The 12,858-nt window shown below is 42.8% G+C and carries 16 protein-coding genes and 2 pseudogenes; 3 read left to right on the top strand and 15 right to left on the bottom strand.

Annotated elements, in window-relative coordinates:
• Positions 1–268 precede the first annotated feature (268 nt).
• The 5 genes and pseudogenes from ABUA31_RS13930 to ABUA31_RS13910 all read right to left on the bottom strand — a co-directional run bounded on the left by ABUA31_RS13930 (position 269) and on the right by ABUA31_RS13910 (position 4,588).
• Complete coding sequence (locus ABUA31_RS13930) at positions 269–1,669, bottom strand: zinc ribbon domain-containing protein (protein ID WP_349819039.1); 1,401 nt, start codon at positions 1,667–1,669, stop codon at positions 269–271.
• Positions 1,670–1,804: 135 nt separating this feature from the next.
• A complete protein-coding gene (locus tag ABUA31_RS13925) occupies positions 1,805–2,257 on the bottom strand; it encodes an 8-oxo-dGTP diphosphatase (protein WP_161172291.1) in 453 nt (150 codons plus the stop codon).
• A 170-nt stretch (positions 2,258–2,427) separates the two neighbouring features.
• Positions 2,428–2,874, bottom strand: coding sequence for a YunG family protein (locus ABUA31_RS13920; protein ID WP_015533406.1), 447 nt, complete (start codon positions 2,872–2,874; stop codon positions 2,428–2,430).
• A gap of 376 nt (positions 2,875–3,250) precedes the next feature.
• A pseudogene (locus ABUA31_RS13915) lies at positions 3,251–4,016 on the bottom strand (carboxymuconolactone decarboxylase family protein).
• 95 nt (positions 4,017–4,111) lie between these two features.
• A complete protein-coding gene (locus ABUA31_RS13910; protein ID WP_349819040.1) occupies positions 4,112–4,588 on the bottom strand; it encodes a flavodoxin in 477 nt (158 codons plus the stop codon).
• Positions 4,589–4,938: 350 nt separating this feature from the next.
• Here ABUA31_RS13910 and ABUA31_RS13905 point away from each other — a divergent pair, with 350 nt between their 5' ends.
• The 3 genes from ABUA31_RS13905 (at position 4,939) to ABUA31_RS13895 (ending at position 7,093) form a co-directional block, all read left to right on the top strand.
• Positions 4,939–5,688, top strand: a complete 750-nt coding sequence (locus ABUA31_RS13905; RefSeq protein ID WP_349819041.1) for a TetR/AcrR family transcriptional regulator — start codon at positions 4,939–4,941, stop codon at positions 5,686–5,688.
• Positions 5,588–6,409 (top strand): class I SAM-dependent methyltransferase, encoded by an 822-nt coding sequence (locus tag ABUA31_RS13900; protein ID WP_015533340.1) that lies wholly within the window; start codon positions 5,588–5,590, stop codon positions 6,407–6,409. The genes ABUA31_RS13905 and ABUA31_RS13900 overlap by 101 nt, the downstream gene beginning before the upstream one ends.
• Before the next feature lie 72 nt (positions 6,410–6,481).
• Positions 6,482–7,093: an L-2-amino-thiazoline-4-carboxylic acid hydrolase gene (locus ABUA31_RS13895; RefSeq protein WP_349819042.1), complete on the top strand. Its 612-nt coding sequence runs from the start codon at positions 6,482–6,484 to the stop codon at positions 7,091–7,093.
• A gap of 5 nt (positions 7,094–7,098) precedes the next feature.
• Here ABUA31_RS13895 and ABUA31_RS13890 read toward each other — a convergent pair whose 3' ends face one another.
• The 10 genes and pseudogenes from ABUA31_RS13890 to ABUA31_RS13845 all read right to left on the bottom strand — a co-directional run bounded on the left by ABUA31_RS13890 (position 7,099) and on the right by ABUA31_RS13845 (position 12,856).
• Positions 7,099–8,154 (bottom strand): ankyrin repeat domain-containing protein, encoded by a 1,056-nt coding sequence (locus ABUA31_RS13890; protein ID WP_349819043.1) that lies wholly within the window; start codon positions 8,152–8,154, stop codon positions 7,099–7,101.
• A gap of 23 nt (positions 8,155–8,177) precedes the next feature.
• Entirely contained in the window at positions 8,178–8,396 is a 219-nt protein-coding gene (locus ABUA31_RS13885; protein ID WP_330369790.1) for a hypothetical protein, read from the bottom strand.
• Between the two features lie 87 nt (positions 8,397–8,483).
• On the bottom strand, positions 8,484–8,756 hold the full coding sequence (locus ABUA31_RS13880) for a GNAT family N-acetyltransferase (RefSeq protein WP_004853622.1): 273 nt from the start codon (positions 8,754–8,756) through the stop codon (positions 8,484–8,486).
• A complete protein-coding gene (locus ABUA31_RS13875) occupies positions 8,746–8,898 on the bottom strand; it encodes a hypothetical protein (protein WP_004853620.1) in 153 nt (50 codons plus the stop codon). Before ABUA31_RS13875 ends, ABUA31_RS13880 begins: the two co-directional genes overlap by 11 nt.
• 5 nt (positions 8,899–8,903) lie before the next feature.
• Entirely contained in the window at positions 8,904–9,089 is a 186-nt protein-coding gene (locus ABUA31_RS13870; protein WP_334290442.1) for a winged helix-turn-helix transcriptional regulator, read from the bottom strand.
• Positions 9,058–9,843, bottom strand: a pseudogene (locus ABUA31_RS13865) (VirD4-like conjugal transfer protein, CD1115 family); the annotation flags it as partial. The gene ABUA31_RS13870 and the pseudogene ABUA31_RS13865, both read right to left, overlap by 32 nt.
• A 147-nt stretch (positions 9,844–9,990) precedes the next feature.
• Positions 9,991–10,437 carry a hypothetical protein gene (locus ABUA31_RS13860; protein ID WP_015533334.1) on the bottom strand — a complete coding sequence of 149 codons (447 nt, stop codon included), beginning with the start codon at positions 10,435–10,437 and terminating at the stop codon, positions 9,991–9,993.
• Between the two features lie 112 nt (positions 10,438–10,549).
• The gene (locus tag ABUA31_RS13855) at positions 10,550–10,714 is read right to left on the bottom strand and encodes a transposon-encoded TnpW family protein (protein ID WP_004853612.1); all 165 of its coding nucleotides are present in this window, start codon (positions 10,712–10,714) and stop codon (positions 10,550–10,552) included.
• 266 nt (positions 10,715–10,980) lie between these two features.
• Positions 10,981–12,267 (bottom strand): virulence-associated E family protein, encoded by a 1,287-nt coding sequence (locus ABUA31_RS13850; RefSeq protein ID WP_502879354.1) that lies wholly within the window; start codon positions 12,265–12,267, stop codon positions 10,981–10,983.
• Complete coding sequence (locus tag ABUA31_RS13845; RefSeq protein WP_004853608.1) at positions 12,221–12,856, bottom strand: CHC2 zinc finger domain-containing protein; 636 nt, start codon at positions 12,854–12,856, stop codon at positions 12,221–12,223. The genes ABUA31_RS13850 and ABUA31_RS13845 overlap by 47 nt, the downstream gene beginning before the upstream one ends.
• Positions 12,857–12,858: the final 2 nt, after the last annotated feature.

Genomic DNA, 12,858 nt, shown 5'->3' with positions numbered 1-12,858 from the left:
ATCTCAAAATCTGATGCTTTATAGATGTTTCTGACACCGTCTCACGCGACAGCTTTTATAAGATACCACCATCATTTTACAATGTCAAGCATATTTTTTCTTTTTTCTATTTTTGTGTTTTTCCTATTATGTATTTTCTTATTCTCTTCTTATTTTCTTTTTATTTCTTTCTTTTATATTCCTCGTTATAATCAGATTTTAAGATACTATACCTGTTAGTTTCTCCGTTTCCTTTATACTCAGCTTATATTGTATCTATACTCTTTGCTTATACCAGCTCAAGTCTTTCAATTATAAAACCTTCATTCTCCATGTGATATACGGTTCCGCAATATGGGCAGTTTCTCTGACGGACAGAATCAAAGCTTGCTCCACAATTCCTGCAATACACAGATGTAATGGAGAATCCAGGAGGTTCCATGTAAGCAACATTTCTCCGAAGTGTAACGTCTATACAGTCTCCGCACCTGTTGACGCGTCCATTCTTCTCACTGTAATTTATCCACCATGTTCTGAGTGTCATGCACAGATGACTTCCCTCCATATGTATATCCTGCACTGTCATAGCCTGCATATATGTCATTTCTATAATATCCCGAAAATATGGATTTAATGTTCCACCACAATATGATGCCAGATTCTCCGGGTGGTCTGACATAATCGCCATACGGATAAGAGATATGATCTGTCCCTCAAACTTCTCAAATGAAAAATACGGATCATATGGTGCAAATGCACTTTTGACCTTTCCTTTTGTTGTCACATAGGACCAGAACGGTATTCTCTTTCGTCCATCCCTGTTGAACTGTTTTGTCATAAATATAATAATAGAAATTATATATCCAAATATTCCGCCCATAATAAGTGCTACAAAAAATGACATTAACAAAGCCTGCGGTATTGGAGTTTCCCGGTCGAGAAAAGAAGGTATAAAACATGCAAGGAAGAAAACCAGCATTGTTATCCCTGTGGCCTTTCCCATCTTCTTCTGATTCTTTGTAGAAGCATTCTCTCGTATAAAAAATATATTTGTTACACGGGGAAACAGATCACTGATACGAAAAACCGTACGACAATAAGGGTAGCCTTCCGTGAGAGCTGCCACAGGACTAACTGCACCGCAGTTTGGACAAGACATGGACATACGTGTAAGTTCCTGCTCATTTGGAGTATGGACAACTGTCTCGTACATCGTATCTTCAGTTACACGCTCATATATTATGCCGGTTGAATTCTGGAATTGCAGATGTCTGTCAACACCCTCATACATGAGATCAACTGTGTACCAGGATGTCTTTCGAGGCACTCTTGTAGTTCCCATCGTTTCTCTCTTCACAGGTGATGTATGCTGTATCATACGAATGCCTTTCCGTGCCATTCTATCCTTCTGAAGGCGAAGAATATATGATGTGTCTCCATCACAGCTGCGTGGACGCATGTCAGAATCATACCAATGATTTAATTCTATGGCGAAATCATCAAATATACTTCTGTGTTTCTCCCATGTTGGAGTATATTTCTTAAATGCTGTCACCTGTTTTCCATAACAGATCAAAGAAATTATAGCGGCTATGATCAAAGCCGCTCCAATACACAGAAAAACAAGAGCCGGCGTCTTATCTATATCCTCAACTGTATAGACTGAGGCTCCGAGAAGTCCCAATGCCAACAACACTATCCCCCTCACGAGCAATTTTGTATCTGGCGCTGGCACCTCCAATTTACGTTTTTTATTTGAAAGATTTGATATATCTGAAAATATTGACATTTTCTTTTCCCCATAAATCCCATTAAACTTTTATTGTTATTGTATCTTTGAAACTATGCCATTTTCCGTAAGTGTCTGCAGACATTCCGACGCACTGTCATCGTGCATCATCTGCCACACCTGTTCCATTCCTGGTGCAAGCGGTTTTAGCAGGAACTCTTCTCCCGATATCCAGTACACTTTGCCCTCTTCTGAAGATATAAGTTTCCCCTGATACTCATCCGTCTTGTACAGAAATCCGACATTTCTCACAGCTCCGGTCATCCAGTGATATATTCCGGTGAGCTTTGGATTGCTTATGGTCAGCCCGGTCTCCTCATATATCTCTCGTATCACCGATTCTGTGAATGTCTCTCCAGGTTCCACATGTCCACCAGGGAATGTCGTTCCAGAATAGCTTTTCCCTACTTTATCGAGTGCCAGTACACGCCCAGCGTGATCATATACCATGCACATATTCATAAATATTACCTTCTCTATTTCCGCCATTTTCTCCATCCTGTTGTTTCTATACATTCTGTATGTATTCTCCGGTCTATGGATTTATATCGCACTCTATATACTATATATCATAATGTGCGAGTACGATAACACGTTACTATCACAACGAGCTTAATTATCTTATGCTCTTTTTCAGAATGTCATATTTGTTATCTACATCATTTTGTATATTCTCCGAGCGCAGCCTTCAGATACTCATACCTCAGTCTTTTCTCTTCCTTTGCAAAATGTACCTCCCGCTGCTGCTCTGGATTATCCTCGTAATTCAAGACTTCATCGCCGAACTGCTCGCTTGTGAGATCAAAAGCGCAGTCACCTATCACATTGTAACAATGATAGTTTCCACCCGGTCTCTTTATACCGTACACCTTTCCGCCAAATATATCCTGTGCCAGAAAAGCAGTGATGGAACACTGCCCCAGCGTCATGTTATCCTTTGTCCATCTGTCCCTCATCCTCGGCGCACAGGTGTCTGCACACCAGATATGACTCAGCGCATCGTATAGATCTGTTGGGGTATTTATCCCCGGATATTCATCTGTGATGGCCGGTGCATCTGCATTCTTCCAGCCCCAGAAATTGTATGTCTTTTTTCCGTTGTCCATCCATCTCACCTTCGATACTACATTATTCCATCATACTTCTACATTCGATACTTCTTTTGTCCAGCTGCCTCCATTACATCAACATCCTTACATCAACTTTCTTGCTTCATTATATCACTCACACTGTAAATTCTCAGTATTTAATATACGGTATTATTCCACAGTATTTTCTAGCACTCCAATATTTTCTATCTTACATCTTACCACATCGCCGCCCTTAAGGTACAGTGGTTATCATATATCCGTCAAGGCTCTTGTCGAAACAAAAAGACACCCGGATATAAATATCCATTCGCATTCAACCGCGAATCATATTTATACTCGGATGGTCTCTATATTTCATATGATATTGTCACTTGCGTTATCTACTACAGTCCTACTGAAGCTTTCCGTACTCCTCATCCGTCACAGGCTCGCACCATTCATTTGATGTCTCCTCACCTGGAACCTCGATTGCAAGATGGCTGAACCAGCTGTCAGGAGCTGCGCCGTGCCAGTGCTTTACCTCAGCAGGAATGTTGATGCAGTCGCCTGGATTCATCTCAACTGCAGGCTTGCCCTCCTCCTGATAGTATCCGCGTCCACCGACACATACAAGGATCTGTCCGCCACCGCTCTTTGCGTGATGGATATGCCAGTTTACTGCAACCCGGCTCAAATGTCACGTTGAACACTCCGACCTGACTAGTCGATACTGGAAAGAGATAGCTGTGTCCTATAAAATACTGAGCAAATGCATCATTTGGCTGTCCGATAGGGAATACCATGCTCTTTGCATGTGCTCTCATGGACTCATCCTCATATGGAAGATCGCCCTCATTTACATTCCACACTTCCTTTGCAAGATTGAATACTGCCCAAGCCTTTGGCCAGCCGGCGTAGAAGCCAACATGTGTGATGACCGCTGCGATCTCCTTCTGTGATACACCGTGATCCTTCGCATTCTGAAGATGGAACTTCAGCGATGAGTCAGTGATTCCCTGTGCCATAAGTGCCACAACAGTTATGATACTTCTGGTCTTTACATCGATGTCATTGTTGTTCCAGTTCTCCCCAAAGAGAACATCGTCATTAAAATGTGCAAACTCAGGAGCGAACTCTCCGAGTGCATTTCTTCCCGCTGTCTGTACTATCTTTGCCATTGTTTTTCTCCTTCCAAATGTAACTCTTTTTCATTTATTCGTTGGATGTATGAAAGTTATTATCATCCTTCAATAATTTGTCATACATCTATTCTTTACGCGAGGGTTTTATCTACCCACTTCTCGATCTCCTGTCTGTTTGCCATGTTGAGCAGTCCGCCTTCTACAAACTCAGCTCCCGGTGCCGACGGCTGGAGTTCCTTGATCGTGTTGCCAAATCCGCTTCCACCTGATGTTGCGAACAATGTGATCTTCTTGCCTGTGAAGTCGTACTTCTCAAGGAATGTATTGATGATCATCGGAGCCACATACCACCAGATAGGGAATCCAAGTATGATCTCATCATAATTCTCAATATGTGCATTTGAATCATCAAGCTCCGGTCTAAGCTTCTTGTCGCTCATCTCGACGCTGCTTCTGGATTTCTTGTTCATCCAGTCAAGGTCAGCCTTGGTGTACAGCTCCTTTGGTTTGATCTCGTACAGGTCTGCGCCTGCTGCCTCCGATATCATCTCTGCAACCTTTTTCGTGGTTCCACTTGCGCTGAAATATGCTATAAGCTTTTTTGACATTATGTAAACCTCCTTCAACTAAACGTCATCCCATTCTAATCACCTTTGACGTGGAATGATGCTGCATGTCAAGTCTTCGTCAAAAACCTGACACATTCCAATATCCGCCCACACATCCTATGAATGTATGAGCATAAAAATAAGCAAGTACTTTTCAATACATGCTTATTTTAGTCCTGATATATCTATATGTCTAATACCTATATCGAATTATCTGTTATGCCTAAAAGGCATATTGTTACATCAGTCGCTTAATGATAGAAATTTTCAATTAACTCACTTAATCTTCTGGCCGCTTGATTTTGCAAATCCCATGTGATATAAAGTAAACGTTGTTTACCAAATAGTAAATGGAGGTGGCTATCATTCGGGGAAGTACAAAGGAAACAAGGGCGGCAATACTGAAAAGTGCCATGGAAGTCTTTCTTGAGGTTGGATATCAGGAGGCGTCCATGCGTAAAATCGCCGCAAGGGCCGGTATAACCGCAGGCGCAATATACAAGCATTTCTCAGGCAAAGAGGAAATGTTTGACGAGATATTTGAGGAAAGCGGCAGAAAGCTCATGGAAGTCACTGAATCCATGATCGGAATAGACTTCACTGCCATGTCAGATGACGAGCTGCTCAATGTGTTGTATTCCAGGATATCAGTACATATATTCGATATGCTTGAGGGCGACATGCAGCTCTTTCATATGCTGCTGAAAAATGACTCAGGCAAATGTCTGGAGAAATTCCGCAGTATCTATATAGAAAGAAGCGCCGGTTTTGCGATTAAGTATTATGATGAATTGTACAAACGCGGAATCGCAACAAGAAAATTATCTGAAAGGACCGTGTATATGCTCTCTCTGGCCGAATTCTCAATGGTCTGTGAAATAATCGCAGATGACACATGTCAAAGTGGAATCACGCCAGAGATGAAAATTGCTTTTATGGAAGCTATGAATGTTCTGCTGCACGGAATAGAGGCAGGACTGCAGATAGGAGGAAAAACTAATGGAAAAAAAGAAAATCGAAAAGGGCTCTGTCCAGGAAACTCTTCTTCTTCCACTGTACGGAAGAAAGCGTGCCATGGAGATGTATCCGGGAAACTTTAACGATCTTGACTGCCAGAGAATATACAACGAGGTCGAGATAGACTATAACAGGAAAGGTATCATGGAGAAAATCGGTGCTATCATGGCTGCCACCAGACAATATGATCTGGCATCCGTCTGCCGATCGTATCTCAAGGATCATCCAAGAGCCTGTGTTGTGAACCTCGGCTGTGGTCTCGACACAACATTCAGCCAGGTGGATAACGGACAGGCACGTGCGTACAATCTGGATTTTCCTGACGCCATAGCTGTCCGCAATGAACTTTTAGGTGAGCGTGAACGCGAGACAAATATCGCCTGTGACCTCAACGATCTCTCATGGTTTGACAAGATAGATTTCCGCCCTGAGGACGGGATCGTATTCTTCGCATCGGGGGTATTCTACTATTTCAAAACTGAGCAGGTTAAGACTTTGTTTGCCGCCATGGCTGAGCATTTTCCTGGAGGCAAGCTGGTATTTGACGCGACGAAGAAAAAGGGGCTTAAGAACATGCTGAAGACATGGCTCAAGGACTGTGATGACAACATCGGTGTTTATTTCAGTGTCGATGAACTCTCGGAACTTAAGAGCTGGAGTTCTTCATTCAGTTCTGTCATCAGGAAAGGATATCTCACAGGGTACAGACCTCTTGACAAACGATATGGATTTGTACTCAACACTGTTTTTAAGCACCTGGACAAATCCTGCATGTGTCAGATAATCGAGATACGCTTTAAATAAATCGACAGGCCAATAATTGACCTGTATTGATAATTTGACTGGTGTCAAATAGAATAGAAAGGATATGTAACTATGGAATATGGATTTACGCAGAAATTATTTTGTTATTTCTTTCACAATTCATGCATGAAGCAGGCAAAAACACAGCATCTAAGCCTTGACAGTAAGGCTATAAAGAACGAATACAAAGCAGTCCTTGAGCGTGCCGATGACATAGGAAAGTCGCACCTCATGAGCTCATACTGCATGGGCGCATATTTCATCGCACTAAACAGAAAGACTTCTCTTTCACCGGAGGAATGTTTCAGCCTGTACAAAGACGGGCTGTACAACAATAAACTTTTTCATATGGTTATTGGAAATGCAGACAGCTATCTCGATGAAAAAAAGCTTCCGGGAAGGAAGAAATGGTCTGAGGAATCTCATCTGAGACGCTATAAGAATGACTGGGTTCTTGACATCATCGAGGGCGGACCAAACGATGACTTCGTACTCGGCTATGATTATCACAACTGCGGGATCTGTAATCTCTGCCGTGACGAGGGATGCTTTGAACTGGCAAAGTATCTGTGCCGTATGGATTTCGTGCTTGCTGACATGATGGACTTGAAGCTCACAAGGACTCAGACCCTTGCCGAAAATGGAACTTACTGTGACTTCCGCTATGGACGGAAGTCACAGTAATTGATCTATCTTTTATAATCAATTTCTCCCACTGCCATAGGATTCAGATTCAGTGTCACCCATTTGACCGAAAGTTCTGTGAGTCTATTTATATCCGTCTCATCGGCGTCCTTGATGCCGTTTATGAGTCCGGCAAATTCTCTCTGCTCGTCCACGTCAAGTGGTGTGCCCATACATATGTATCGATACAGGGCATTTGCCATGCTCTTGAAATCTGAATCCCAGTTGCAGCATCCGTTATCTAGTATCTCATAGGCAAGTTTTCCCGATATACGGATGACCTCGCCCTGAACTGTGCCCGCATGTCCCGAACCAGGCACAAGAAGATTCCACAATTCTCCATGCTGCTTCTGCCAGCGCTTCTCATGAATGACGATCGGCGATGTGCCGTCATATTCTACCCGCCTTGGAACAGAGGCAACTCCGAGCAGTCCGTACAGACTCTCCATCGCCCTGTCAAGCTCCGGCATAATATCTGGACTCATATCTTTCCTGCGAAACTCTATATCCTCAGCCGCGCTTCTCATATATGTTCTTATTTTATCTGTGACCGGAACTCCTATCCCGATCAGATACTCTGCTACCGGCGCAAGCTTTATCAGATCAAATGTCCTTGCCCAGTGAAACGCTCTCTCAAGTGGAGTCTCCCCTGATCTGGATGTCACTTCTGCATCTGCTCCCGCCTGTATCAGACATTTGACAAGCTCAAGATTGCCAGTCTTCACAGCCACATGCATTACGGTCTCTCTGTCAAGGCCCTGGGTGGCTGTTATGTCTGCGCCCAGCTTCACCAGCGCTATTGCCTGTTTCTCTGATGACATTCTTCCAGCATGATAAAGCAGCGGTGTGTAGCCATACTGGTCAACATAGTTGATGTCGATCCCCTGCTCTATCAGCCACCGCATCATCTCCTCTGAAAGTGGAAATTCCAGTGCATTTCCCTTGTTGTATCCGCCATATGCATTGATGTCGCATTTGCCCAATACCTTCTTGATGTCCTCATCACTTGCCGTCTGCACAAGCTGCTCAAAATCCTTTGGCAGTGTTTTTCTCTTTGCCATGTGTGTACCTCCCATATTCTATTCTACTTACCCCTGATCTTCCTGACATTCCTGTTCATCATATGCCTTCCCCAGTTTCTGTACAGGAACGCCTTCACCCTTGACATCTCCTGATGGTGTTCTTTTAACAGTTCATCCGGCGAATCATACACTCCGAAATCCTGATTGATACCTTCGCTCTGGATATATGTATTATTCCTGTCAAAATCTATAACAGGATTCTTAAAGTCCTTAACTGCCACTCCACTTTCTCTCTCTGATGAGCTGCTTGATATTCTCATTTGAATAGTCGAGCATCTTTGTCTCTGTCAAATAATCGTGCATCCCTTTTACCTCTTATCCGAAAAATTGCATATCTGTATCGGTGTGCCACCTTCCATAACGTGGAAACCGTGTCTCTCATAGAAAGCGACATTCTTGCTGTCCTCCTGCATTCCCTCTATGTACAGATAATTCTTATATTTATCTCTAATATATTCTACCATATTTCCGGCTATTTTCTGCCCCTGATATTCAGGATGCACAAGAACATAGTGTACAAATGCCACCAGCTCTGAATCATCCAACACTCTTGCAAGTCCGACAAGGCGCTCACCCACCATCCCATGCGGTAAGAACAGTCTGTGAGTTCATAAGTGCTTTGTGAAGTCTCTGTGGGTATTCTGCCGAGATCCACCCAACCGACTTAAAAAGCTCCTGTACCTGATCCTGTGTAAATGTTTTCTCTTCTGTATATTTTATCATTATGTCTACCCCCTATGGTCACATTTCTGGCACTGTGTCATCTCGTTTTCGTTGTCTTCCTTGTAAAAGGTTCCTGACCACTGACAAATACTCTTAAGTATCGGTACAACGGATCTGCCCTTATCTGTAAGTGAGTATTCAACTCTCGGAGGAATCTCATCATATGATCTTAGAAAACTTTGGTTTTCCATATTCGGAAACATATTTCTCAATGTCAAATTGATTTTTCTTGTCAAAATCCGAAAGCTCTTTGTACATCTCGTGTGCGGTTATATCGACCTTATCTGAAAAGAACGGTCTTACTCCACGCACCTGCAATATACATTTGCCGCCATCCATAAGAGCCAGGCGGTCTTGGCTCATAAGCTCCCGCCCAAGTTTCTGATAGTTCAGACCATAGGACTGAGATGTTCCTCTGGTATCAGAGGTGTTGTACGTGTCAATCGTTTCCTTACCCAGCACTTCCGACAGATCTTTTAATGTTGACTTCTCCTTGCCACCTAAAAACAGAAATGTATCGCAGTTACCCTCGATCGTCTCTGCGTTATCCTTATAAATTGACTTTAACTGTGCCTTAGACTGTAGGATAATGGATGCCGATATCTCTCTGCTTCGTATGGTTGCAATCAGCTTGTCAAACTTCGGAATCTGTCCGATGTTTGCGAACTCGTCCAGGATACACCGCACATGTACCGGGAGCTTTCCATGGTATTCATCGTCTGCAATCGTGCAGAGCAGATTGAAAAGCTGTGTGTACATGATTGATACCAAAAAATTAAGGGAATCATCTGTATCCGAAATAATGACAAACAATGCTGTCTTTCTTCTACCGATGTCCCCTAAGTCGAGTTCATCATATGCTGTTATCTCCCTGACTTCCTTGATGTCAAATGGTGCAAGTCTCGCACCACAGGAAACCAGAATACTCTTGGCTGTCTTACCTGAAACAAAATGTCAAAGACTTTTTAGTACCCATACATTTCATTGCATGAAAAAAGCCACTGTAGATTTCTCCACAATGGCTATAAAGTCATTTTTATTCACTTTTGATTTTCGGCAACCTCATGCCCAAACTGGAATAGGTTTGACACTTTAATCGGGACTGAACTCCTTATCGGTAATGACATAATGAAATTCATCTGCACCAAAGGTATCTTTGTCCAGATCTGTAATAGTAAATGTAGTTCCATCAAATTTCATATAGCCGCTGGTGCCGTCAACAACAACGCCATCTTTTACAATGTCCAGATAAACAATTCTATCGATGCTATTCAACTCATAGGCCTGCCAACCGTCCACACCCTGAAAATAGGCTGTAACATTGGCAAACGGTTCATCGTTTTCCTTCTTGCAGACAAGATAACTGGCACTGTCCTCCGATACCCAGGTGGCAGTCATTCCCCAAGGACCTTCCGTTGATACATATCTCCCAAATTTATGGTCGTTGGTACGGTTAATTATGAGTCCTACAAAAGAACCAACAACGAGTACAAGAATAAGCACAACGACACCAACAATGATTTTTACATTCTTCCTCATGATAAATTCACCCTTCCATAAATTCATCTGTTAAGAATATTCTTATTTTTCGCTCTTATTGAACATACTAATTATACCACAATATATGCAAGTTTTCCATATGCTTTTCTACCTATGCCGTATGCTGATTTGCCCTAACATCATTCTCAATCAGCCTCTTTATCTTGTCCTTCATGCTTTCTTCGGCATCCTCATTGAAATGCACTCTCACAACATACATTGTGCCACCTATCTGCTTTCTGAGTGCTACCGGTGTGTGTGATTTTCTATTCTCCATTTGTGTTCTCCTTTATGTCTGCCTGGTAAGGAAGAGCCTCTTTCAGCTGACAACCGGAAGCTGACAACCGACCTCTAAAAACTCTCAATTCCTTTTATTTATAGTTACTTTTCCTAAATTTACTTTTTCTCAAATATTCCGTTGCTTTCGTTGTCAGAACTATATATATCCCTTAAAAACATAGTAAATATAAGGTTTTATAGAACATAGAACCGACAACGGGGTTGGCAACGGGATAGACAACCAGCCGACAACCTATCAGGCATTTATCTCTCCATCCACTCCGGTGGCAATGATAACTGCTCCATCTGCTCCTTGGTTATCGGTTGAAAATCCTGACCTCTGTTGTCAGGCTTCTCCCATCCTTTCTGCCTGCGGTATGGTTCAGGAAAATGTCTTGGATTACTAAAGGCAATCCAATTACTGCAGTTATTCATAATGTCATTAATCTCACGAATTTCCCATTGTGCCGGATTTCTGTCATTTCCCAATGCCTCAGAATATAACTGCCTTGAACATACCATGCTTCCCTCGTAATGCTCCAAATAGTCAAGAATCAGCTCTTTCTTGGTATCTTCCTGCATAAACTGCTTCTGATACTCACAAAGCTCTTTTTCCATCTCTTTCGGAAGCCTCAGCTGGCATTTGCCACTCCTGTAGATTTCCATAGCCTCTGCCCACATCTGGTCGATATATTCCCTTGATGTCTTTTCATCATCGAGTATATGAGTTTCCGCCTCTTCCATATTGCAAAGAATAGGCAGAAATCTTCGGTTTCCCGACCTGTCCATAGGCAGGAAATCCAGCGAATTTGATGAACCGGCAAACACGCACTGCCTCTTGTGGTCTTTGGGATGCCTGTCGTATGGGGTCTTGTAAGTGTCTTTCTGTCTGCTCATAAAGGACTTGGTATCTTCCACATTCTTGGCATTGAGAATTGCCACCATTTCAGGGAACTCTATAATCAGATGCCCCTGTATTTTTCGGTATACATTATCATCATCCATTTTCTTCAAGTCATCCGTAAACCAGTCATCTTCCATGGCAAGGAAACGCAGAAAAGTGGATTTACCGGCTCCCTGACCACCTACCAGGCAGAGCATTACTTCAAACTTGATGCCCGGGCATGAAATTCTTGCTATCGTCCCTATCATAAAAAGCTTCATTACCTCATAGGTGTACTCACTGACCTCTGCCCCTAAGAAGTGATGCAGTGCATAGCGTATCCTCTCCCAGCCATCCCATGTTATGGAATTGATGCGGTCAAGAACCGGATGGTATCTGTTTTCATTTGCCACGACCTTTATCACATCCTCAATCCGCTTTTCGTTGGATAATCCATAATGCTTTTCAAGGTAGACAACAAGGAATTTCAAATCAACATCCGTCAGGCTGTCGCTTTCACGATACCATCCCAAATCCCTTGTAATGTCGATTTTATCCGTAAACATGTTCAGACGGAATGCACCCTGCAGATTAGGGTCATTCATCAAAATCAGACGATAGTTACCGACTGTTTTCCTGACTTCTCCCTTTTCTGTGCTCTCCAGCATCGCCCTGACTTCTCCGATACTCTTCAATTCTTCCTGCAATCGACTTCACCCCCTTTCCAATGTCAGAAACAACAGAAGCTCTGTCAGGGATATCCTTTTCAAGGAGAGTATCAAGCTGATATTCCACTTTACTGATATTCTGCAGAGCTTCTACAAAGCAGGGATGCCATTCCTCATCCATGCTCTTCGGTGCATATTCTGTTTTCCATTTCCTTAACAGATGATAATAGTCTGACAGAACACAAAAACACTGCTTCTGCTCTTCATCCAGTATCTGCTCCGGTGTTTTCTTTGGTGCCATCTTTTTCGGTGGTGCCCGGTTGGTTGCGTCATAATTCAGTCCAAAGTCAGATGCAATCTTCATTGCAGCTTCCTTTGGTGCAAGCCCGAAATATTTTGCCACAAAATCTATCGCATCTCCGGTATCTCCACAGCCGAAACAATAGTATCTCTTATCAATCTTCATGCTGGGAGTCTTGTCTTTATGAAACGGACAACAAGCCAGCCCACTCCGGTTGATTTTGATGCCATACTGCATAGCCACCTGCCTTGCAGTGACATTTTCTTTCACTACTGCAAATACATTCATGC

The sequence above is a fragment of the Coprococcus sp. RTP31081st1_H1_RTP31081_211007 genome, from assembly GCF_040227275.1.
Classification (GTDB): Bacteria; Bacillota; Clostridia; order Lachnospirales; family Lachnospiraceae; genus Coprococcus; species Coprococcus aceti.
The sequence above is the reverse complement of the archived record's forward strand: the minus strand, read 5'-3'. Positions and strand labels throughout refer to the sequence as shown.